Source organism: Sphingomonas metalli (assembly GCF_014641735.1).
GTDB classification, from domain to species: domain Bacteria; phylum Pseudomonadota; class Alphaproteobacteria; order Sphingomonadales; family Sphingomonadaceae; genus Sphingomonas; species Sphingomonas metalli.
Genome location: NZ_BMIH01000003.1, coordinates 464,845 through 484,952, shown reverse-complemented (window position 1 = coordinate 484,952; position 20,108 = coordinate 464,845). Strand labels below are relative to the sequence as shown.

Genomic DNA, 20,108 nt, shown 5'->3' with positions numbered 1-20,108 from the left:
AAAATGGCAATATCCCTAGGTCCCCTCCCGATCGCGGAAGGGGCGCGGAACGCCCTCGTGTCCCACTTACGCCAGAGCCGCCTTCACCAGCCCGCTCGCCTTGCTCATGTCGAGCGTCGCTGCGTGGCGCGCCTTCAGCTCGGCCATCACCCGGCCCATGTCCTTCATCCCGGTCGCGCCGAGTTCGCCCTTGATCGCCTCGATCGCCGCCCGCGTCTCGTCCTCGCTCATCTGCTGGGGCAGGAAGCGTTCGATCACGGCGACCTCGCGCGCCTCGGCCTCGGCGAGTTCGGGGCGGCCGCCCTGTTCGTACATGGTGATCGACTCGCGGCGCTGCTTCACCATCTTCTGCAGCACCTCGACCACCAGCGTGTCGTCGTCGGCGGGAGCGGAGCCGGTGCGCGCCTCGATATCGCGGTTCTTGATCGCGGCCTGGATCAGGGAGATGGCGGCGCGCGCCTCCTTGTCGCCGGCCTTCATGGCGGCCAGCTGCGCGGCCTTGATATCGTCGCGGATCATCGAACGGTCCCGTGGTCTGAGCGGAAAAGCGCTGCTCTAGCGGACGCGCGCGGGTGCGTACACCGGTTGACCTGCGGGGGTCGGGGGTCTAGCGGGCGGCACTTAGCGACATCGCCGACGAACTGACAGGAGTGCCCGCCGCATCATGGCCGACGCCACACCCATTGCCGTGCCCGAAAAGCCCGCACCGGCCCGCCCGGACGGGGCCACCGGCTGCCTGGTCCTTGCCAGCGGCGAGGTGATCTGGGGCCATGGTTTCGGCGCCGAGGGCGAGGCGGTAGGCGAGGTGTGCTTCCACACCGCGATGACCGGCTATCAGGAGATCATGACCGACCCCAGCTTCGCGGGGCAGATGATCGCCTTCACCTTTCCGCATATCGGCAATGTCGGCGCGAACCCCGACGATATCGAGGCGGACGGCCCCCATGCGCTGGGCATGATCGTGCGCGAGGTGCCGACCGAACCCTCCAACTTCCGGGCGATGGAACGGCTGGACGGCTGGATGCAGCGCCACGCCCGCATCGGCCTTGCCGGCATCGACACCCGCGCGCTGACCCGCCGCATCCGCGAGGGCGGCGCCCCGAACGGCGTGATCGCCCATTCGGCCAAGGGCGAGTTCGACCTCGACCTGCTCCATGACATGGCGCGCAGCTGGCCGGGGCTGGAGGGGATGGACCTCGCCAGGACCGTCTCCACCGAGACGCATTATGGCTGGCAGGGCGGCATCTGGCGGCTCGGCTTCGGCTATGACGATCGCGTCGACGACAGCGATCGGCCGCATGTCGTCGCGATCGATTATGGCAGCAAGCGCAACATCTTCCGCAACCTTGCTCTCGCGGGAGCGAAGGTGACGGTGCTGCCGGCAACTGCGACCTTTGATCAGATCGCGGCGCTGAAGCCGGCGGGCGTGTTCCTGTCGAACGGCCCCGGCGATCCGGCGGCGACGGGCGAATATGCGGTACCGGTGATCCGGCAGGTGCTGGACGCGGGCATCCCGTTGTTCGGCATCTGCCTCGGCCACCAGCTCCTGGCGCTGGCGGTCGGCGCGCGCACGACCAAGATGTTTCAGGGCCATCGCGGCGCCAACCATCCGGTCAAGCGCCTGTCCGACGGCGCGGTCGAAATCACCAGCATGAACCATGGCTTCGCGGTCGAGCGGGACTCGCTGCCCGCCAACGCGCGCGAGACGCATGTGTCGCTGTTCGACGGTTCGAACGCGGGACTGGAGCTGACCGACCGGTCGGCCTTCAGCGTGCAATATCATCCCGAGGCCAGCCCGGGGCCGCAGGACAGCCTGTATCTGTTCGAGCGGTTTGTGGGGTTTCTCCGGAAATGACCGTAAGTGGCGCTGATCGATCAGTTCTTAGTCAGCTTAAAGAGCACGGCGATCATCCTGCGGTTCCGCGCCCTGTCATGCATTTTTTCTACGGTGACAGGGCCGAACTTTACGATGTTGCCGAACGGCTGGAGAGGCCAGGCTGGCAGGAAGTTGAACTCGCACGGGGAGCGGATGATTTTCGGCTAGTCGCGACGAAAATCACCGATCTCTTGGATAACTCAGTTTCCGAAATGATGGCCGATGTCGAACAGGCCCTGTCGGGCCTGAACGTCACCTACGATGGCTGGGAAACGTCAATCGAGAAGCCGAACTGACATGCCAAAACGCACCGACATCTCCTCCATCCTCGTCATCGGCGCGGGGCCGATCGTCATCGGGCAGGCGTGCGAGTTCGACTATTCGGGCACGCAGGCGATCAAGGCGTTGAAGGAGGAGGGCTATCGCATCGTCCTCGTCAACTCCAACCCGGCCACGATCATGACCGATCCGGAGCTTGCCGACGCGACCTATGTCGAGCCGATCACGCCCGCGGTCGTCGCGCGGATCATCGAGAAGGAGCGGCCCGACGCCGTCCTGCCGACGATGGGCGGCCAGACCGCGCTCAACACCGCGCTGGCGCTGTTCCGCGACGGCACGCTGGAGAAGTTCGGCGTCCAGATGATCGGTGCCGATGCCGAGGCGATCGACAAGGCCGAGGACCGGCTGAAGTTCCGCGATGCGATGGACAAGATCGGGCTCGAATCCGCCCGCTCCGCGATCGCGCATACCGAGGCCGAGGCGCTGGAGGGGCTGGAGAAGGTCGGGCTGCCGGCGATCATCCGGCCCAGCTTCACGCTGGGCGGCACCGGCGGCGGCGTCGCCTATAACCGCGCCGAATTCCTCGAGATCGTGCGCAAGGGGCTGGACGCCTCGCCGACCACCGAGGTGCTGATCGAGGAGTCGCTGCTCGGCTGGAAGGAATATGAGATGGAGGTCGTGCGCGATCGCGCCGACAATGCCATCATCATCTGCTCGATTGAAAATATCGACCCGATGGGCGTCCATACGGGCGACTCGATCACCGTCGCGCCGGCGCTGACGCTGACCGACAAGGAATATCAGATCATGCGCAACGCATCGATCGCGGTACTCCGGGAAATCGGCGTCGAAACGGGCGGTTCGAACGTACAGTTCGCGGTCAATCCGAAGGACGGCCGCTTGATCGTCATCGAGATGAATCCGCGCGTGTCGCGCTCGTCGGCGCTCGCGTCCAAGGCGACCGGCTTCCCGATCGCCAAGGTCGCCGCCAAGCTGGCGGTCGGCTACACGCTCGACGAGATCGAGAACGACATCACCGGCGCGACGCCCGCCAGCTTCGAGCCGACGATCGACTATGTCGTCACCAAGATCCCGCGCTTCGCCTTCGAGAAGTTCAAGGGCTCGGAGCCAATCCTCGGCACCGCGATGAAGTCGGTCGGCGAGGTGATGGCGATCGGCCGCAACATCCACGAATCGATGCAGAAGGCGCTGCGCGGGCTGGAGACCGGCCTGTCCGGCTTCAACCATGTCGAGCGGCTGGTGGGCGCGCCGCGCGCGGAGATCGAGGCGGCGCTGGCGCGCCCGACGCCCGACCGGCTGCTGATCGCGGCGCAGGCGCTGCGCGAGGGCTTCACCGTTGCCGAGGTGCATGCGATCGCAAAATACGATCCCTGGTTCCTCGAGCGGATCGCCGAGATCGTCGCCGCCGAAAATGAGGTGATGGCGAACGGCCTGCCGCAGGACGCGGCGGGGATGCGCCGGCTGAAGGCGATGGGCTTTTCCGACAAGCGGCTGGCGTGGCTCGCGCTCCAGTCGGCGAACCTGCGCGGCATGGATCGCGGCATCGCGCGCGGCTCGGGCCTGATCCACGAGGTCGTCAAGATGATGACCGGCGGCGTCACCGAGGACGAGGTGCGCGCGCACCGGCTGAAGCTGGGCGTGCGTCCCGTCTTCAAGCGGATCGACACCTGCGCCGCCGAGTTCGACGCCAGGACGCCCTATATGTACTCGACCTATGAGGGGCCGAGCTTCGGCGAGCCCGAGGACGAGGCGCAGCCGAGCGACCGGCGCAAGGTCGTGATCCTGGGCGGCGGGCCCAACCGGATCGGGCAGGGCATCGAGTTCGACTATTGCTGCTGCCATGCCTGCTTCGCGCTGGCCGACGCCGGCTATGAGACGATCATGGTCAACTGCAATCCGGAGACGGTGAGCACCGACTATGACACGTCCGACCGCCTCTATTTCGAGCCGCTGACCGCGGAAGACGTGCTGGCGATCCTCGACGTCGAGAAGAGCCGGGGCGAGCTGGTCGGCGTGATCGTCCAGTTCGGTGGGCAGACGCCGCTGAACCTCGCACGGGCGCTGGAGGCGGCGGGGATCCCGATCCTCGGCACCAGCCCTGCCGCGATCGATCTGGCCGAGGACCGCGAGCAGTTCGCGGCTTTGGTCGACCGGCTGCGGCTGCTCCAGCCCAAGAACGGCATCGCCCGCAGCCGCGAGGAGGCGCTGATCGTCGCCGACCGCGTCGGCTATCCGGTGCTGATGCGGCCCAGCTTCGTGCTGGGCGGCCGCGCGATGGAGATCGTCGACGGTCCTTCGCAGCTCGAGGACTATATCCAGACCGCGGTGCAGGTGTCTGGCGAGGCACCGGTTCTGATCGACCAGTATCTGCGCGATGCGATTGAGGTCGATGTCGATGCGCTGTGCGACGGGGACGACGTGGTGGTCGCCGGCATCCTCCAGCATATCGAGGAGGCGGGGGTCCATTCGGGCGACAGCGCCTGCTCGATCCCGCCCTACAGCCTGCCGCACGAGATCGTCGAAGAGATCGAGCGCCAGGCCGAGGCCCTGGCCCGCGGGCTCGGCGTGCGCGGGCTGATGAACATCCAGTTCGCGGTGAAGGACGGCAAGGTCTATCTGATCGAGGTGAACCCGCGCGCCAGCCGCACCGTGCCGTTCGTCGCCAAGGCGATCGGCACGCCCATCGCCAAGATCGCCGCGCGCGTGATGGCCGGCGAGAAGCTCCGCAACCTGCCGGCGATCGACCGCGATATCGCCTATTACGCGGTCAAGGAAGCCGTCTTCCCGTTCAACCGCTTCCCCGGCGTCGATCCGGTCCTGTCACCCGAGATGAAGTCCACCGGCGAAGTCATGGGCATCGCTCCCGACTTTACCCAGGCCTTCATGAAGTCGCAGCTCGGCGCCGGCACGGTGCTGCCGACCGGCGGCGCGGTGTTCGTCAGCGTCAAGGACACGGACAAGGATCATATCGTCCCCGCCGCCCGGCTGCTGGCCGAGGCGGGGTTCGCGATCGTCGCCACCGGCGGCACCGCGGACCATCTTGCTGCCGCGGGCCTGCCGGTCGAGCGGATCAACAAGGTCGCGCAGGGCCGCCCCCATATCGTCGACCGGATCATGGACAAGGGGATCGACCTGATCTTCAACACCACCGAAGGCTGGCAGAGCCTGAAGGACTCGACGCCGATCCGGCAGGCGGCGCTGTCCGGCAAGATCCCCTATTTCACCACGGCACCGGCCAGTCTGGAGGCTGCCAAGGCGATCGCGGCGGCCGCGGCGGATCGCTCCGGCAGCGGGCTTCTTGAAGTGCGACCCTTGCAGGCCTATTATTCGCAATCGCACAACTGATCCCGACAACGACAGGTGCTGTGCGGGCGGCCCCGGAACGACGGGGCCGTTCGGGTGATCGATTTGGGGACAAAATAATGGCGACCGTCGAAAAGATGCCGATGCTGCAAGAGGGCCATGACAAGCTCAGCGCAGACCTGAAGCGTCTGAAAGTAGAACGGCCGCAGATCGTCGACGCGATCGAGGAAGCCCGCGCGCATGGCGACCTGTCCGAAAATGCCGAATATCATGCGGCCAAGGAGCGGCAGGGCCAGATCGAGGCGTCGATCGCCGATATCGAGGACAAGCTGAGCCGCGCCCAGATCATCGACCCGCGCGACCTGTCGGGCGACAAGATCGTCTTCGGCGCGACGGTGACGCTGCTCGACGAGGACGACAAGCCGGTCAAGTACCAGATCGTCGGCCAGACCGAGGCGGACGCGAAGACCGGTCGGATCAGCTATAACTCGCCGCTGGGCCGCGCGCTGATCGGCCGCCGGGTCGACGACGAGGTCGAGGTGTCGGTGCCCGCCGGCGATCGCTATTACGTCGTGTCGAAGATCGAATTCATCTGACGTGGGCGAGCTGCGCGACACGCCGGTGATTGTCGCGATCGCGGGCGCGACCGCGATCGTCTCCATCCTGCTGATCCTCACCGGGCTGGTGCCATGGGCGGCCGCGACCGGCGGCTTCATCCCGGTCCGGCTGCTGGCTGCGGTCGGCGAGAGCGATCCGGTGGCGGTCCCCAATGCGCTGACCCCGCTGACCGCGACGCTGATCCATGGCGGCTTCGCGCATCTGGCGCTCAACCTCGTCGTCCTGTGCTTCTGCGGACCGCGGCTGGAGCGCGCCTTGGGAGGCGGCTCTACGGCGCTCGTCTATGTGCTGGGCGCCTATGCGGCCGCTGCCGCGCAATATGGCACCGATCCCGCGTCGAGCGTGCCGATGATCGGAGCGAGCGGCGCGATCGCGGCCGTGATCGGGGCCTATGCCATCCTTTTCGCCGAGCGCCGTCCGCGCGGCTGGGGCCCGGTGTCGAGCCACGTGCTGCACGTGCTCTGGCTGGCGGCGGCCTGGATCGGCATCCAGCTGCTTACCGGACTGGCCGGGCTGGGCGGGCTCAACATCGCGATCGGCGCGCATATCGGCGGCTTCGTCGTGGGCCTGATCCTCGCCCGGCCGCTGCTCCGCTGGCGCTACCGCCGCGCCTGATAGGCCGATCGCGGTGACGGGCCCCCGCCGACCCCGGGCGATCGACCCGGGGCGGCGATCAGGCTCATCCGATCGGCTGGTCGGGCTCGAGCAGCCGATGGAGATGGACGACGACGAAGCGCATTTCCGCATCGTCCACGGTCCGCTGTGCGGCCGCGCGCCACGCCTTTTCCGCGCTGGCGTAATCCGGGAAGATGCCGACGACCTCGAGCTGGCTCGGGTCGACGAAGTCGAGCGTCTGCGGGTCGCGGACCCGGCCGCCGAATACGAGATGGAGTTTGCTCATAGCCGCGCTTCTAGGCGTCGCGTGAGCCGCTCGCAATGGTTCGCACCCGCAGCATGTACAGGTGGCGGCGGCGCCGAAACGCCGCCGCCTGCCGTCAGTTCGATCCGCGCTTGGCGCTGTCGGCCGCGGCGCTGCCCGCGCTGGCCAGCGCCTTGCCGAAACCGTCGAGCAGCGACCGCCCGCGCTCCTTCGCCGCATCGGCTGTCAGCCCGGCATTGCTGAGTTCCTGCTTGCCGGCCTCGCGGGCGGCGGCAAAGGCCTGCTTGGCCGTCGCGCCCAGCCGCGAGCCGAGCGGCGCCAGCAACTCCTTCTCGCGCGCCGAGCGCGGGATCAGCGCGCCGGCCAGTGCACCGATCGCCGCGCCGCCGACCAGGATGGCGAGCGGATTCGTCTCGATCGCGGAAGCGGTCTTCTGCGCGGCGTCCGCCGCCTTTTCGCGCGCGTCGTGGAGCCCGCGGGTCGCGCTCGCGCGCACCTTTTCGTAGCTGCTGTCCGAACCGGTGGCGGGATCGGCATGGGGCGTGGTCATGATCTCAATCCTTCTTGGAAACAGGATGATCCCGGTCAGACCGGGAGAAAAGCGCGAAGATGCGATGCCGCCCCAGGAACAGTCCCGCGACGGCGACGGCCGCCGTGACCATGCCGGGGTTCCGACGGGCGCTGTCGACACCTGCTCGCGCGGCATGGATGCCTGCCTGCTTGGCGTCTTCGGCCAGCATCTTGGGATCGAGCCGGGCCTGCAGTCGCGCGACGGTGCCGGACAGGCGCGCGCGCGCCTCTGCCGCGCGGGCCTCGGCCGCGGCGAGATTGGCACGCGCATCCGTCATGCCGAACCTCCGAGTTTCGACTTGCCGACCAGTGCGAGCACGGCCGCCAGCACGAGCACCACACCGACGACGATCGCCGTAGCCAGCCAGGGTCCGACCGCCGGTGCGAGCGCGAAGATCAGCCCGACCAGCAATGCGATCAGGGCCGCGAGGCCCAGAACGGCCGCCGCACCGAAGAAAATCGCCGCCGTGCGATAGGCGGCGATCCGCTCGCCGGCCTTGGCGCGATAGAGCGCGATCTCGGCGGACACGAGCGACCGGCCGTCCTCGACCAGCTGGCCGACGAGCGACGCGACCCCGTCCGTCACGACGGGATCAGGTTCGACGGTTACGGGCATCCGCCGATCAGTCCCGGTTTTCGAGGCCGGACTGTACCAGGCGCGCAACGACGAAGCCGAGCGCAGCGGCGACGCCGACCGCGACGGCGGGACTCGCCTTCACGAGCTGGCGGGCGTCCTCGAGCAGCTCGTCCACGTCCTTGTTGCGGATCGTGTCGGAGAAGCCCTGCACCTGGCCGGCGGCCGAGCGGGCATAGTCGCCATATTGGCCGCCCAGCTTCTCGTCGACCTGCGCCGCCGCGTCGGTGAGCATCTGCGACAGCTGGTCGAGCGCGGAGCCGGCCCGCGCCTTGCCGTCGTCGGCGAAGGCGCGGATGCGCTCGCCGGCCTGCTGGGTCACCTTGCCGGCGCCATCGCGGATCGCCTGCTTGGCGTCCGCGGTCCGGCCCGAACCGGTCTCGGATGCCGTAGACTCGGCGGCGAAATCGACGCCCTGATCCTTCAGCGGCGCGGCCGGCTGGAACTCGGTGGTTGCAGGGGGCGGCGTGATATCGCCGTCGTTCAGGGGTTTAAGCTCGTTATCGGCCATGGTCCAATTCCTCGGCTGTTCGCGGCGTCAACCAGCCTTAACGGGGACGGTTCCACCCGCGCAACGGCCGCTATCGATTGCCCGCCGCCTTGGCGCGCTATACAGGGCGCAGCGCAGCAAGTTACGGAGCAGCCAGTTGACCGCGATCATCGACATTCATGCCCGCCAGATCCTCGACAGCCGCGGCAATCCGACCGTCGAGGTCGACGTCCTGCTGGAGGATGGCAGCTTCGGCCGCGCCGCCGTGCCGTCGGGCGCATCGACCGGCGCGCATGAAGCGGTCGAGAAGCGCGACGGCGACAAGAGCCGCTGGGGCGGCAAGGGCGTCGAGCAGGCGGTCGAGGCGGTCAACGGCGAGATCGTCGAGAAGATCGTCGGCCTGGATGCCGAGGATCAGGCCGATATCGACGCGGCGATGATCGAGCTGGACGGCACCGAGAACAAGGGCCGCCTTGGCGCCAATGCGATCCTCGGCGTCAGCCTGGCCGTGGCGAAGGCGGCGGCGGATGCCCGCGGCCTGCCGCTCTACCGCTATGTCGGCGGAGTCGCCGCGCACCTGCTGCCGGTGCCGATGATGAACATCATCAACGGCGGCGAGCATGCCGACAATCCGATCGACTTCCAGGAATTCATGATCATGCCCGTCGGTGCGTCGAGCATCGTCGAGGCGGTTCGCTGCGGCTCCGAGATCTTCCACACCCTCAAGAAGGCGCTGCACGAGCAGGGGCTGGCGACTGGCGTCGGCGACGAGGGCGGCTTCGCCCCCAACATCGCCTCGACGACCGACGCGCTCGATTTCATCATGAAGGCGGTGGAGACGGCAGGCTATCGTCCCGGCGACGACGTGATGCTCGCGCTCGACTGCGCCGCGTCCGAATTCTTCAAGGACGGCCGCTACGACATCTCTGGCGAGGGCCGGATCCTCTCCAGCCACGAAATGGCCGAATACCTGGCCGACCTGACCCTTCGCTATCCGATCCTGTCGATCGAGGACGGGATGGCCGAGGACGATTTTGAGGGCTGGAAGGCGCTGACCGACCTGATCGGCGACAAGGTCCAGCTGGTCGGCGACGACCTGTTCGTCACCAACCCCAAGCGTCTGCGGCAGGGGATCAAGGACGGGCTCGCCAATTCGTTGCTGGTGAAGGTCAACCAGATCGGCACGCTGACAGAGACGCTGGAGGCGGTTTCGATGGCGCAGCGGGCGCGCTATACCGCGGTGATGAGCCACCGTTCGGGCGAGACCGAGGATGCGACGATCGCCGACCTGGCGGTCGCGACCAATTGCGGTCAGATCAAGACCGGCTCGCTCGCCCGCTCGGACCGGCTCGCCAAGTACAACCAGCTGATCCGGATCGAGGAAGAACTGGGCGATGCCGCGCGCTATGCCGGGCGCGACGTGCTGATCGGCGCCTGATGGCCGCCAGGAAGAAGCCATCGGCGTTCCGCCAGACGCTGCGCCGCGCCGCGCTGCCGGCGCTGGTCGTGACGGTGATGGCGTTCTTCGGCGGCTATGCGGTGCTGGGTCCGAACGGGCTGCTGGCGCTGGGGGACTATAAGCGCCAGCTGGTCAAGCGCGAGCAGGACTATGCCGCGCTCGACCGCAAGCGGGCGGTGCTGCGCAATCGCGTGGCGCTGCTCGACCCCGACCATGCCAATCCGGACATGGTCGACGAGATGGTCCGCAAGGAACTGAACGTCACGCATCCCGACGAGGTGATCGTGCCGCTCGACCGCAAATAGCCGCCGCAACGCCACCGCCCGCATAACGGGGCGATGGCGTGCGATCCGGTGCTGGCATTCCTGACGCCCTGACGGGCAAACCGCTCCTACCGGCCAAGGAAGGTCAGCAGGTCCTGCGTCAGCCGGTCCGAATGCGTGACGTTGAGCCCGTGCGGCGCGCCGTCATATTCCACCAACTGGCTGTTCCCGATCCCGGCCGCCGCGGCGCGCGCCGAAGCGTCGATCGGCACGGTCTGGTCGCCCGTCCCGTGGACGATCAGCGTCGGCACGCGGAAGGCGGGAAGGTCGGGACGGAAATCGGTATGGCTGAACGCCTGCGCGCAGGCGAGGGTCGGCTTCAGCCCGGCCTGCATCGCCAGTGCGGTCGACCAGTCCAGCACGTCGTCGCTGACCGGATGCGAAATATAGCCGACGCCGTAGAATTGCGGCGTGAAGGTGTGCCGGAAGAATTTGGCCCGATCCTTCAGGATCCCGTCGCCGATCTGGTCGAAGGTCGACTGCGGCGTGCCGTCGGGATTGTCCTCGGTCTTCAGCATGTAGGGCACGACCGAGGCGATCAGCCCGGCGGCCGCGACGCCGCGGCCGTCATGGCGGCTCATATAGCGCGCCACTTCGCCGCCACCCATCGAGAAGCCGATCACCGCCGCATCCTGGTCGGCGCCGGCTTCCTTCATCACGTCGGCGAGGTCGTCGGCGAGCGTGTCATAGTCGTATCCCGACCAAGGCTGACCGGACCGCCCGAAGCCACGCCGGTCATAGGCGATAGCGCGGAAGCCCGCATCGGCGAGCGCCATGGCCTGCGCGTCCCAGCTGTCGGCATTGAGCGGCCATCCATGCAGCAGGATGACCGGGCGGCCGCTGCCCCAATCCTTGACATAGATGTCCGTGCCGTCGCGGGTCTTGATATAGGGCATGACGCTCTCCGTGGCTGAGGCCGGTCAACGGCTTGACCTTATGAGCGTTCCCGTCGATGGTATACGAAATGCCAGGGTACGGTGCCGGGCCATGAGGGGGGTGAACATGACCAGAGCGATCGTGGCGACGGTGGCGGCACTGCTCATGGCGGCGCCGGGCGCGGCGACTGCGCCGACAGCGTCGGCGACCCGGGCGTCGTCGACCCGGGCGACGGCGTCCCCCGCGTCGGCCGGGAGCATTGCTTGGGCCACATTTCGCGACGCCTATGTCGAGGAGCTGTTCCGTCTGGATCCCGGCTTCGCGGTGTATCAGGGCCGGCACGATCTCGACGGCCGGTTGCAGGACTGGAGCCCGTCCGGTCTGAAGCGGCTCGGCGACTTCTATCGCCGCGCGATTACCAGTGCCCGCGCCATGACCGGACTGGCCGGGCAGGACCGGTTCGAACGCGATTACCTGATCAAGGTCAGCGAAGGCCGGCTGTTCTGGCTGGAGGATGCCGACCAGCCCCATCGCAACCCGCAATGGTATGCGACCGCCGGCCTCGATCCGAACGTCTATGTCGCCCGCGACTATGCGGATGCGCCGACCCGGGCGCTGGCGCTGATCCGCTTCTTTCGCGCCGTTCCCGCCGGCGCCGCCCAGATCCGCGCCAATCTCGCGATGCCGATGCCGCTCGCCCTGTCGAGCTATGGCGCGGTGACCTTCGACGGCTTTGCCGACTACTATGAGGGCGACGCGGTCCGGGCCTTCGCCGCCGTCCGCGACCCGGCCCTGCAGGCCGAGCTGAAGGCGACGGCCGCCAGTGCCGCGGCTGCGATGCGGTCGCTGGGTGGATGGCTGCGTCAGGAGGGGAAGTCCGCCGGAGGCAGCTTCGCGCTCGGTGCGCCGCGCTTCCAGCGGATGCTGCTTGCCACCGAGGGCGTCGATACGCCGATCGCCGAGCTGGAGCGGATCGGCCGCGCCGACCTGGCCCGCAACCGGGCCGCGCTGGTCGCCGCCTGCGCGCAGTTCGCCCCCGGCGCCACGGTGCCGGCCTGCGTCGACAGGATGAACGCGAACAAGCCCGCCGGCGGCCCGGTCGCGGAGGCACGGCGCCAGATCCCGGTCCTGCGCCAGTTCGTCGTGGATCAGGATCTCGTCACCATCCCCGGCACCGAGAAGGCGCTGGTCGAGGAGGCGCCGCCCTATATGCGGCAGAACGCCGCCTATCTCGATCCGCCCGGGCCGTTCGAGAAGAACATCCCGTCCATCTACTATATCGCGCCGCCCGATCCGAGCTGGGACCAGAAGACGCGCGACGGCTTCGTCGTCGGCAGGGACAATCTCCTCTTCACCTCGGTGCACGAGGTGATGCCGGGACATTTTCTCCAGTTCCTGCACGCCAACCGTTCGCCGTCGCTCTTCGGGCGCATCTTCGTCGGCTATGCCTTCGCCGAAGGTTGGGCGCATTATGCGGAGGAGATGATGTGGGAGGCAGGGCTCGGCCATGGCGATCCGGAGGTCCATATCGGCCAGCTGTCCAACGCGCTGCTGCGCGACTGCCGCTTCCTGTCGGCGATCGGACTGCACACTGGCGGGATGACCCAGGATCAGTCGCGCCGATTGTTCGTCGAGCAATGCTTCCAGGACGAGGGCAATGCCCGGCAGCAGGCGGCGCGGGGAACCTACGATCCCGGCTATCTCAACTATGCGATGGGCAAGCTCATGATCCGCCGCCTGCGGGCGGACTGGACCGCCGGGCACGGCGGCCGCGCCGGCTGGAAGGCGTTCCACGATCGCTTCCTCAGCTTCGGTGGTCCGCCGATCCCGCTGGTACGGCAGGCGATGATGGGTGAGCCGACGGCGCGCGCGGTCTTCTGATCGCGCGTCACCGCACCTGCGCGCCGGGCTGCGCGTCTGCTGCTTCGTCGCGCGGGGGATTGCGGATCGCCGGATTGAGCCGGGCGAGGCTGCACAGTCCGGCGATCAGGGCGAGGCCGGCGGCCAGCAGCGCCGGCATCCGGCCCGAACCCAGGCCGAGCGCAAGCAGCGCGGCGACGAGGGTCGCTCCGGTGGTCTGCCCGACCATACGCGTCGTCGAGATCAGGCCACCCGCCGCCGCCGCCCGCTCGCGCGGCGCGGAGCCGATGATCAGCCGCGCGTTGGGCGACAGGAACAGGCCGAAGCCGCTCCCGGTGACCGCCATGCGCCATGCGATATCGCCATAGCCCGCCCCGGACGGCAGCAGCGCCAGCGCGATCAGTCCGCCGATCGCCACGGCCATGCCGATCCCGCCGAGCAGGCCCGCCGGATAGCGGTCGGACAGCCAGCCCGCGATCGGCGCCACCACCATCGTGGTCAGCGGCCAGGGCGCGATCGCCGCGCCGACGCCGCCCGGCGAGAAACCGAATTCGGTCTGGAGGCGGAAGGGCAGGGACAGAAGCAGCGTCATCGTCGCGATGAAGGCGGTGAAGGCGCCCAGCGTGGACAGGGCGAGCACCGGCCGCCCCAGCAGGTCGACTGGCAGGATCGGCGCCGTCTCGCCCTGCTCGCGGCGCACGAAGATCCAGCCGACGATCGCGCCGACCAACACGATGGCGGCCGACACGACCGGGCTGTCGCCATGCACCGCAGTCTCGAGTCCGCCGATCACCAGGCCGAACATCGCCGCGCACATGACGGCGCCGGGCACGTCGAACCGCCCTTCGCGCGTCGGAACGTCGGGCAGGGCGCGGCCGAGGAGCAGGCTTGCGATCGCGAAGGGCACCGCGCTGGCGAAGACCCAGGGCCAGGATGCGAGGCCGAGGATGACGCCGCCCAGCGTCGGTGCCAGCGCCGCGGAGCTCGACACGACGACGGAGTTGATGCCGAGCCCGCGGCCGAGTTGCTTGGCGGGATAGATGGAGCGGAGCAGCGCCGACGACACGCTGAGCGCCATCGCCGCGCCCAGGGCTTGCGCCGCGCGCACGATCAGCAGGAAGGGCAGGCTGTTGGCGAAGAAGCATAGCGCGGTCGAGACGGTGAAGAGCAGCTGCCCCCATTGGTACAGCCGCTTCAGCCCCACCCGGTCGCCCAGCCCCGAAAAGGGTAGCAGCGTCATGACCAGAACCAGCTGGTAGACGGTGACGACCGCCACGGCCGCACTGGCGGGGACGTGCAGGTCGCGCGCGATCGTCGGCAGCGCCACGGTGGCGATCGCGCCATCGACCACCACCAGCGCGGTGCCTGCGGAAATGGCGGCGATCGCGATCAGGCGGCGCGGCTTGGGAAGTCCGTCGGTCATGGCTGCGCAAAACGGCGCGACCGGCCTTCCGGGTCCGTTCCGCCGGGCCGGCGCGGGTTGATCGGCCCGGCTCCATGTCCCTAGAACCGGGGGATCACAGGAGATACTTGCATGCGGGCGAAGACACGGTGGCTGGTAGCGGCGGCGGCGATCCTTGCGGGGAGCGGGGCGCTGGCGCAGACCGCGGCCATGACCGACGATCCCTATATCTGGCTGGAGGACAAGGATGGCGCCAGGCCGCTGGCCTGGGTCGAGGGCGAGAATGCCCGCACCCTGTCCCGGCTGCAGAGCGACCCGCGCTACGCGACCTTCTACCAGCAGGCGCTGGCGATCGCCTCCGCGACCGATCGGATCCCGATGCCGGAACAGACCTTCGGGCGTATCTACAATTTTTGGCGCGACGCCGAGCATCCGCGCGGGCTGTGGCGCTGGACGAGCGAGGCCGACTATGCGTCCGCCAACCCGAAATGGACCGTCGCGCTCGATGTCGACGCGCTCGGCAAGGCGGAAGGCAAGCAATGGGTCTGGCACGGCGCCACCTGCCTGCCGCCCGAGGAGCGCTATTGCCTCGTCCAGCTGTCGGAGGGCGGCGAGGACGCAGAGTCGATGCGCGAATTCGACCTTCAGACCGGCCGGTTCGTGCCCGATGGCTTCGCCCTCCCGAAGAGCAAGCAGGGTGCGACCTGGATCGATCGCGACACGCTCCTGGTCAGCCGCGACTGGGGGCAGGGGACGATGACCAACTCCAGCTATCCCTTCGTCGTGAAGATGGTGAAGCGCGGCCAGCCGCTCGCTGCGGCGACTGAGGTCTTCCGCGGCGCGGTAACCGACCAGCTCGGCAGCTACGCCCGCACGCTGACCGATGCGAAGGGCAACCGCGTCGTGCTGATCGGCCGCCGCCAGACCTTCTTCGGCGGGGACACGCTGGTGTGGACGCCGCAGGGCACGAAGACGCTGGCGATCCCGCCGCGCGCCCAGCCGGTCGGGCTGGTCGAGGGGCGGGTGATCTTCGAGACGAGCGATCCGTGGGGACCGATCCCGGCCGGCGCGATCGCCTGGGTGCCGGTCGCCGAGATCCAGCGCGGCGAGGCGAACCCCAGGCTGCTGTTCAAGCCGACGCCGCGCCAGGCGGTACAGGGCGTGGCACTGACCCGCGACCGGGTGCTGGTGTCCTATACCGACAATGTCCGCGGCCGCGTGTCGATCTTCGCTCCCGGCGGCGCGGGATGGACGTCGCGCGACGTGCCGGTCGCCGACAACATGGCGGTCGGCTTCGCCAGCACCACCGACCGCAGCAACACCGCCTATATGACCGTCACCGGGTTCGTCACGCCCACCATGCTCCAGACGATCGACGCCGCCGGAACCGCCGCGCCCCGCACGGTGAAGGCGCTGCCGGCGCGCTTCGATGCGACCGGACAGGTCGTCGAGCAGTTCGAGGCGACGTCGACCGACGGCACCAGGGTGCCCTACTTCGTCGTCCACCGGCGCGACCGCCCGCTCGACGGCAGCACGCCGACGATCATGACCGCCTATGGCGGCTTCGAGATCTCGCGCCTGCCGACCTATCTCGGCGCGACGGGCAAGCTGTGGCTGGAGAATGGCGGCGCGTTCGTGCTGGCCAATATCCGGGGCGGCGGCGAATTCGGCCCCGCCTGGCACGATGCTGGTCGCAAGACCAAGCGGCAGGTGATCTACGACGATTTCGCCTCGGTGGCGCGCGACCTGTTCGCCCGCAAGATCACGAGCGCGCAGAAGCTCGGCATCTATGGCGGCTCGAACGGCGGCCTGCTGATGGGGGTCGAGATGACCCAGCAGCCGGACCTCTGGAAGGCGGTCTCGATCGGCGTTCCGCTCCTCGACATGGTCCGCTACCAGCAGATCGCCGCAGGCGCGTCCTGGGAGGACGAATATGGCTCGATCGACAAGCCCGCGGAGGCGGCCTTCCTGCGCCGCATCTCGCCCTATGCCAATCTGAAGAAGGGCGCGGTCTATCCCGAGCCCTATATCTGGACGACGACGAAGGACGATCGGGTCGGGCCGCAGCACGCCCGCAAGTTCGCCGCGCGGATGAAGGAATATGGCATGCCCTATTTCTTCTACGAGGACACGGCCGGCGGCCATTCGGGCGATGCCGACATCGCCCAGCGGGCAAAGCTGGATGCCCTGCAGATGACCTATTTCGCGCAGAAGCTGATGGGACCGTCGACGGCTTCGCAGACCGCCGCGAAGTAACAGGTCCGTCCGGGTCACGGCGTCGCAAGGGCGCCGTGGCCAGGCGGGTCGTCAGGAATGCAGGGCCTTTTCGAGCTCGGCCTTCGTCATCTTCGAACGGCCGGCGATGTTCCGCCGCCTGGCTTCCGCATAGAGCTGCGCGCGGGTCTTGTGGTCCCGGAAGGGCGCCGTCTTCCGCGCGACATCGTCCGGCTGGGCGGAGAACTGCTTGCCCTTGCGGCTATCGGCCCGCTTCTTGGCGGTGGTCCGCTTGTATTCCGCATCGCTCAGCGCTTCGCGCGCCTTTTTCGGGAGGTAGCGCTCATGCGTGTCGCCGCTTTTCGCTCCCGACTTCGTGCCCCAGTCCTCCTCGGTCCATTGATGCAGCGAGTTGTCCTCGGCCTTCTCGCCGCGATAGCCGCCGCCGCGCTTCTTGTACTCGGTCACCGCCATCTGCGCCTTGCGCGCGGACCATTCGCCCTTGCGGCCGCCCTTGGCGCCCGCGGTGATCTCGGCCTTGACCTTGTCCCACAGGGCAGGGTCGCTGCGCTCGGCTGTCTCGCTCATCTGCCGCCAACGGAATTTGCTGTCGGACGTTCCGGCACGAAACGCTGCGGTGCTAACATCGTTCTTGCTGCAATGCGGGAGAGGGTGGCACAGGGATCAGGATGAACGAGATGAGTTCCCCCGTCGAAACGGCCCGCTCGGGTCCGCCGCCCTCGCCGGCGACGATCTTCGAGGCGATTGTGAAGCAGCAGGCTGTCGCCGCCAGCTACAATCGCGGCGAGGTGACGCTGGCCCCCCACGTCATCTATACGCGGCACGACGAGATCTATGTCGATGCGATCACCCTCGATCGCGACGGTCGTCCGCCCAAAGAGGAGAAGCTGGGCGCCTTCAAGCTGTCCGGCCTGGCGGGGCTGCGGATCACGCCGCGTCGCTTCACGCCCAGCGCGCTGTTCGACCCGAAGGACAAGCGGTATGAGGGCACATTGCTGATGGCGGTCGAACAGGGCTGATCCCCGCGCGTTCGTCGTTGCTGCCGGCGGGCCTCCGCTCTACGCTCCGCGGCATGGCGGATGCAGATAACCACCCGAACGCGACGCAGAATCCCGTTCCGGGGGACAATATCCTCGGACTGCCGGTCGGGGTGGATGCCGACGATGCGATGCGCATCGCGATGCGCCGCGACCGGCTGCTCGCTGCGCTGACGCTCACCGCCGGCGTCGGTCTCGCCGTGGCGCTGCCCTTCGCGCTGAAGGCGGGGGCCGAGTTCTTCCTGCCGCTCACCACGGCGCTGGTCATCGCCGTCGCCCTGGTGCCGGTGCTCGAATGGCTCGAGCGGCGGCGCGTGCCGTCGGCGCTGGCCGCACTCATCTGCCTGTTCGTCTTCCTGCTGCTCGCCAACATCGCCATCGCCGCGATCGTCGTCCCCGCGACCGACTTCTTCCGGCTGCTGCCGACGCGCCTCGACCGGATCCAGAACAATCTCGCGCCGCTGCTCGATCTCTATTCGTCGCTCGAAGCCTATGTGAACCGTACGCTGCGGCAGATCGCCTCCACGCCGATCCGCCAGCCGCGCACCGCCGCGGTCGCGGCGCCGGGCTCGATCCTCGAACTCGCCGCGACCTCGGCGCCGGCGGTCATCGTGCAGGTGCTGTTCGGCATCCTGATCGTCTTCTTCTTCCTGTCGGGCTGGACGCGCATGCGCCAGCGGACGATCACCGGCCGCACCAGTTTCGACGGCGCGATGGCGACCGCCCGGGTGATCCAGGACGTGGTCGACGACGTGTCGGCCTATCTGGGCACGATCACCATCATCAACGCCACGCTGGGCCTCGTCACCGGCACGGCGCTCTGGGCGATCGGCATGCCCTATCCCGCCATGTGGGGCGGGATCGTCGCGCTGCTCAACTACATCCCCTATTTCGGGCCGGTGATCGGCGCCTTCCTGCTGGCGCTGGGCGGACTGATGACATTCTCGGACATCTGGATGGCGCTGTTGCCGCCGGCGATCATGTACGGCCTGCACCTGATCGAAGCGAACGCCATCACGCCCTTCGTGGTCGGGCACAGGCTGACGATCAGCCCGCTCTTGATCCTCGTCTCGCTGAGCTTCTGGGGATGGGTCTGGGGCACGCTGGGCGCGCTGCTGGCGGTGCCGCTCCTGATCATCATCCAGACCGTGCTGGGCGCCGCCGGCAAGCCCGACATCGCCGGCTTCCTGTTCGAGCACGGCACGCTCGTCCACCAGCAAAGGGGACGTCGCGGGCAGCGGGGCGGGGGCGAGGGGTAAAAAACTTCATTGGGTCGTTGACACCCCCCGAACCCTCGCCTAGTTGGCCGGCCTCGCTTCCAAGCGGGTGTAGCTCAGTTGGTTAGAGCGCCGGCCTGTCACGCCGGAGGTCGCGGGTTCGAGCCCCGTCACTCGCGCCATTCCCCTTGTCGGAATGGCCGCGAAATCGCCCCAGATCCTGTCGTCCGGCGGCCCGCCTACGGGCGCCAGCGCCCGGTCTCCATCCATTGCAGCAGCGGCCGCGTCGGGGTGATCCAGACGATCCCGGTGACGACGTAGAAGGCGAGCTGCAAGGCCCAGTGCCAGCTTCCCACCAGGCCCGACAGGCTGGTTACCGCCACCACCCACAAGGCGATGAGGGCCAGGATGGCGAGCGCGCCCACGGGCTTGCGCCAGCTCGGGTCTTCGGGGGTCATGGCGTGATCCATTCGCATTCGGTGAGGATCGCGTGGAGCGGTACGTCCCACGGATCGGGGGTGAGCGCCGGCACTTCCTGGACGCTCCAGGCGATGCCCACGCGCCAGGCGTGCGGATGCTCGGCGAAGGCGCGATCGTAATGGCCCGCTCCTTGGCCCAATCGGTTGCCGCGCCGGTCGAAGCCGACCAGCGGGGTGAGGATGATGTCCGGGATACGCGCGGCGGCGTCTGCCGGCGGCTGGCGCAGGCCGAAGGGCCCGTCCACCAGCCCGGCTTCCGCCGCCAGAAAGCGGATCGGCGTGGCCCGGTCGACGACGAAAGGCAGGGCGATTTCACATCCCTGTGCCCAAGCCGCCGCCTCCAGCGATGCGGGATCGGCCTCGCCGCCGAGCGGAACATAGCTGGCGACGACGAGTCCGGGTCGCAGGGCGAGGATGAAGGCGTCCGGCACGTCCAGCGGCCGGGCGGGGTGCCGTTCGACCATCTCGGCACGCGCGGCCCGAAGCCGGGCGCGGAGCAGGCGCTTGTCGCTCATGGCAGGGAGGGGCGGGTGGCGGGACCGCCATGGC

22 protein-coding genes and 1 tRNA gene are annotated in these 20,108 nt (G+C 68.3%); 12 read left to right on the top strand and 11 right to left on the bottom strand.

Features of this window, described 5'->3' with window-relative positions:
- Nucleotides 1-66: 66 nt before the first annotated feature.
- The gene (locus IEX18_RS12600; protein WP_188659105.1) at nucleotides 67-519 is read right to left on the bottom strand and encodes a GatB/YqeY domain-containing protein; all 453 of its coding nucleotides are present in this window, start codon (nucleotides 517-519) and stop codon (nucleotides 67-69) included.
- 145 nt (nucleotides 520-664) lie between these two features.
- On the opposite strand from IEX18_RS12600, the gene carA reads away from it, so the two are divergent.
- The 5 genes from carA (at nucleotide 665) to IEX18_RS12575 (ending at nucleotide 6,712) form a co-directional block, all read left to right on the top strand.
- Complete coding sequence (gene carA / locus IEX18_RS12595; RefSeq protein ID WP_188659104.1) at nucleotides 665-1,855, top strand: glutamine-hydrolyzing carbamoyl-phosphate synthase small subunit; 1,191 nt, start codon at nucleotides 665-667, stop codon at nucleotides 1,853-1,855.
- Nucleotides 1,852-2,172 (top strand): ribonuclease E inhibitor RraB, encoded by a 321-nt coding sequence (locus IEX18_RS12590; RefSeq protein WP_188659103.1) that lies wholly within the window; start codon nucleotides 1,852-1,854, stop codon nucleotides 2,170-2,172. Before carA ends, IEX18_RS12590 begins: the two co-directional genes overlap by 4 nt.
- A 1-nt stretch (nucleotide 2,173) precedes the next feature.
- Complete coding sequence (gene carB, locus IEX18_RS12585; protein ID WP_188659102.1) at nucleotides 2,174-5,521, top strand: carbamoyl-phosphate synthase large subunit; 3,348 nt, start codon at nucleotides 2,174-2,176, stop codon at nucleotides 5,519-5,521.
- Between the two features lie 77 nt (nucleotides 5,522-5,598).
- A complete protein-coding gene (gene greA / locus IEX18_RS12580) occupies nucleotides 5,599-6,075 on the top strand; it encodes a transcription elongation factor GreA (RefSeq protein WP_188659101.1) in 477 nt (158 codons plus the stop codon).
- Nucleotide 6,076: 1 nt separating this feature from the next.
- The gene (locus tag IEX18_RS12575) at nucleotides 6,077-6,712 is read left to right on the top strand and encodes a rhomboid family intramembrane serine protease (RefSeq protein WP_308419345.1); all 636 of its coding nucleotides are present in this window, start codon (nucleotides 6,077-6,079) and stop codon (nucleotides 6,710-6,712) included.
- Between the two features lie 64 nt (nucleotides 6,713-6,776).
- Here IEX18_RS12575 and IEX18_RS12570 read toward each other — a convergent pair whose 3' ends face one another.
- The 5 genes from IEX18_RS12570 to IEX18_RS12550 form a co-directional block, all read right to left on the bottom strand.
- Complete coding sequence (locus tag IEX18_RS12570) at nucleotides 6,777-6,998, bottom strand: DUF4170 domain-containing protein (RefSeq protein ID WP_188659100.1); 222 nt, start codon at nucleotides 6,996-6,998, stop codon at nucleotides 6,777-6,779.
- A 94-nt stretch (nucleotides 6,999-7,092) separates the two neighbouring features.
- Complete coding sequence (locus IEX18_RS12565; RefSeq protein ID WP_188659099.1) at nucleotides 7,093-7,527, bottom strand: hypothetical protein; 435 nt, start codon at nucleotides 7,525-7,527, stop codon at nucleotides 7,093-7,095.
- Between the two features lie 4 nt (nucleotides 7,528-7,531).
- A complete protein-coding gene (locus IEX18_RS12560; RefSeq protein WP_188659098.1) occupies nucleotides 7,532-7,825 on the bottom strand; it encodes a DUF3618 domain-containing protein in 294 nt (97 codons plus the stop codon).
- Complete coding sequence (locus IEX18_RS12555; RefSeq protein WP_188659097.1) at nucleotides 7,822-8,163, bottom strand: phage holin family protein; 342 nt, start codon at nucleotides 8,161-8,163, stop codon at nucleotides 7,822-7,824. Before IEX18_RS12555 ends, IEX18_RS12560 begins: the two co-directional genes overlap by 4 nt.
- A 7-nt stretch (nucleotides 8,164-8,170) precedes the next feature.
- A complete protein-coding gene (locus IEX18_RS12550) occupies nucleotides 8,171-8,692 on the bottom strand; it encodes a hypothetical protein (RefSeq protein ID WP_229664551.1) in 522 nt (173 codons plus the stop codon).
- Nucleotides 8,693-8,828: 136 nt separating this feature from the next.
- Here IEX18_RS12550 and eno point away from each other — a divergent pair, with 136 nt between their 5' ends.
- Together eno and IEX18_RS12540 are read left to right on the top strand one after the other, a co-directional pair.
- Nucleotides 8,829-10,109, top strand: coding sequence for a phosphopyruvate hydratase (gene eno / locus IEX18_RS12545; RefSeq protein ID WP_188659096.1), 1,281 nt, complete (start codon nucleotides 8,829-8,831; stop codon nucleotides 10,107-10,109).
- On the top strand, nucleotides 10,109-10,435 hold the full coding sequence (locus IEX18_RS12540; RefSeq protein WP_229664550.1) for an FtsB family cell division protein: 327 nt from the start codon (nucleotides 10,109-10,111) through the stop codon (nucleotides 10,433-10,435). The genes eno and IEX18_RS12540 overlap by 1 nt, the downstream gene beginning before the upstream one ends.
- 86 nt (nucleotides 10,436-10,521) lie before the next feature.
- Here the strand turns inward: IEX18_RS12540 and IEX18_RS12535 are convergent, their stop codons facing one another.
- A complete protein-coding gene (locus IEX18_RS12535; protein WP_188659095.1) occupies nucleotides 10,522-11,349 on the bottom strand; it encodes an alpha/beta fold hydrolase in 828 nt (275 codons plus the stop codon).
- A 106-nt stretch (nucleotides 11,350-11,455) separates the two neighbouring features.
- On the opposite strand from IEX18_RS12535, the gene IEX18_RS12530 reads away from it, so the two are divergent.
- The gene (locus tag IEX18_RS12530) at nucleotides 11,456-13,210 is read left to right on the top strand and encodes a DUF885 domain-containing protein (RefSeq protein ID WP_188659094.1); all 1,755 of its coding nucleotides are present in this window, start codon (nucleotides 11,456-11,458) and stop codon (nucleotides 13,208-13,210) included.
- A gap of 7 nt (nucleotides 13,211-13,217) precedes the next feature.
- Here the strand turns inward: IEX18_RS12530 and IEX18_RS12525 are convergent, their stop codons facing one another.
- On the bottom strand, nucleotides 13,218-14,612 hold the full coding sequence (locus tag IEX18_RS12525; RefSeq protein ID WP_188659093.1) for an MFS transporter: 1,395 nt from the start codon (nucleotides 14,610-14,612) through the stop codon (nucleotides 13,218-13,220).
- Between the two features lie 111 nt (nucleotides 14,613-14,723).
- Here IEX18_RS12525 and IEX18_RS12520 point away from each other — a divergent pair, with 111 nt between their 5' ends.
- A complete protein-coding gene (locus IEX18_RS12520) occupies nucleotides 14,724-16,847 on the top strand; it encodes a prolyl oligopeptidase family serine peptidase (protein WP_188659092.1) in 2,124 nt (707 codons plus the stop codon).
- Between the two features lie 51 nt (nucleotides 16,848-16,898).
- Here the strand turns inward: IEX18_RS12520 and IEX18_RS12515 are convergent, their stop codons facing one another.
- On the bottom strand, nucleotides 16,899-17,393 hold the full coding sequence (locus IEX18_RS12515; RefSeq protein ID WP_188659091.1) for a DUF5872 domain-containing protein: 495 nt from the start codon (nucleotides 17,391-17,393) through the stop codon (nucleotides 16,899-16,901).
- Between the two features lie 110 nt (nucleotides 17,394-17,503).
- Between IEX18_RS12515 and IEX18_RS12510 the strand changes: the two genes are divergently transcribed.
- From IEX18_RS12510 to IEX18_RS12500, 3 genes are all read left to right on the top strand, one after another.
- Entirely contained in the window at nucleotides 17,504-17,845 is a 342-nt protein-coding gene (locus tag IEX18_RS12510; protein ID WP_188659090.1) for a WYL domain-containing protein, read from the top strand.
- Between the two features lie 53 nt (nucleotides 17,846-17,898).
- Nucleotides 17,899-19,122 carry an AI-2E family transporter gene (locus IEX18_RS12505; protein ID WP_188659089.1) on the top strand — a complete coding sequence of 408 codons (1,224 nt, stop codon included), beginning with the start codon at nucleotides 17,899-17,901 and terminating at the stop codon, nucleotides 19,120-19,122.
- Nucleotides 19,123-19,185: 63 nt separating this feature from the next.
- Nucleotides 19,186-19,262, top strand: a tRNA-Asp gene (locus IEX18_RS12500).
- Between the two features lie 57 nt (nucleotides 19,263-19,319).
- Here the strand turns inward: IEX18_RS12500 and IEX18_RS12495 are convergent.
- Together IEX18_RS12495 and IEX18_RS12490 are read right to left on the bottom strand one after the other, a co-directional pair.
- The gene (locus IEX18_RS12495) at nucleotides 19,320-19,538 is read right to left on the bottom strand and encodes a DUF2842 domain-containing protein (RefSeq protein WP_229664549.1); all 219 of its coding nucleotides are present in this window, start codon (nucleotides 19,536-19,538) and stop codon (nucleotides 19,320-19,322) included.
- On the bottom strand, nucleotides 19,535-20,074 hold the full coding sequence (locus IEX18_RS12490; RefSeq protein WP_188659087.1) for a 5-formyltetrahydrofolate cyclo-ligase: 540 nt from the start codon (nucleotides 20,072-20,074) through the stop codon (nucleotides 19,535-19,537). Before IEX18_RS12490 ends, IEX18_RS12495 begins: the two co-directional genes overlap by 4 nt.
- Nucleotides 20,075-20,108 lie beyond the last annotated feature (34 nt).

What these genes read in the sequence shown, in the direction of transcription:
- IEX18_RS12600 (WP_188659105.1), bottom strand. Translation starts at nt 519, where the DNA reads ATGATCCGCGACGATATCAAGGCCGCGCAGCTGGCCGCCATGAAGGCC.
- carA (WP_188659104.1), top strand. Translation starts at nt 665, where the DNA reads ATGGCCGACGCCACACCCATTGCCGTGCCCGAAAAGCCCGCACCGGCC.
- IEX18_RS12590 (WP_188659103.1), top strand. Translation starts at nt 1,852, where the DNA reads ATGACCGTAAGTGGCGCTGATCGATCAGTTCTTAGTCAGCTTAAAGAG.
- carB (WP_188659102.1), top strand. Translation starts at nt 2,174, where the DNA reads ATGCCAAAACGCACCGACATCTCCTCCATCCTCGTCATCGGCGCGGGG.
- greA (WP_188659101.1), top strand. Translation starts at nt 5,599, where the DNA reads ATGGCGACCGTCGAAAAGATGCCGATGCTGCAAGAGGGCCATGACAAG.
- IEX18_RS12570 (WP_188659100.1), bottom strand. Translation starts at nt 6,998, where the DNA reads ATGAGCAAACTCCATCTCGTATTCGGCGGCCGGGTCCGCGACCCGCAG.
- IEX18_RS12565 (WP_188659099.1), bottom strand. Translation starts at nt 7,527, where the DNA reads ATGACCACGCCCCATGCCGATCCCGCCACCGGTTCGGACAGCAGCTAC.
- IEX18_RS12560 (WP_188659098.1), bottom strand. Translation starts at nt 7,825, where the DNA reads ATGACGGATGCGCGTGCCAATCTCGCCGCGGCCGAGGCCCGCGCGGCA.
- IEX18_RS12555 (WP_188659097.1), bottom strand. Translation starts at nt 8,163, where the DNA reads ATGCCCGTAACCGTCGAACCTGATCCCGTCGTGACGGACGGGGTCGCG.
- IEX18_RS12550 (WP_229664551.1), bottom strand. Translation starts at nt 8,692, where the DNA reads ATGGCCGATAACGAGCTTAAACCCCTGAACGACGGCGATATCACGCCG.
- IEX18_RS12540 (WP_229664550.1), top strand. Translation starts at nt 10,109, where the DNA reads ATGGCCGCCAGGAAGAAGCCATCGGCGTTCCGCCAGACGCTGCGCCGC.
- IEX18_RS12535 (WP_188659095.1), bottom strand. Translation starts at nt 11,349, where the DNA reads ATGCCCTATATCAAGACCCGCGACGGCACGGACATCTATGTCAAGGAT.
- IEX18_RS12530 (WP_188659094.1), top strand. Translation starts at nt 11,456, where the DNA reads ATGACCAGAGCGATCGTGGCGACGGTGGCGGCACTGCTCATGGCGGCG.
- IEX18_RS12525 (WP_188659093.1), bottom strand. Translation starts at nt 14,612, where the DNA reads ATGACCGACGGACTTCCCAAGCCGCGCCGCCTGATCGCGATCGCCGCC.
- IEX18_RS12520 (WP_188659092.1), top strand. Translation starts at nt 14,724, where the DNA reads ATGCGGGCGAAGACACGGTGGCTGGTAGCGGCGGCGGCGATCCTTGCG.
- IEX18_RS12515 (WP_188659091.1), bottom strand. Translation starts at nt 17,393, where the DNA reads ATGAGCGAGACAGCCGAGCGCAGCGACCCTGCCCTGTGGGACAAGGTC.
- IEX18_RS12510 (WP_188659090.1), top strand. Translation starts at nt 17,504, where the DNA reads ATGAGTTCCCCCGTCGAAACGGCCCGCTCGGGTCCGCCGCCCTCGCCG.
- IEX18_RS12505 (WP_188659089.1), top strand. Translation starts at nt 17,899, where the DNA reads ATGGCGGATGCAGATAACCACCCGAACGCGACGCAGAATCCCGTTCCG.
- IEX18_RS12495 (WP_229664549.1), bottom strand. Translation starts at nt 19,538, where the DNA reads ATGACCCCCGAAGACCCGAGCTGGCGCAAGCCCGTGGGCGCGCTCGCC.
- IEX18_RS12490 (WP_188659087.1), bottom strand. Translation starts at nt 20,074, where the DNA reads ATGAGCGACAAGCGCCTGCTCCGCGCCCGGCTTCGGGCCGCGCGTGCC.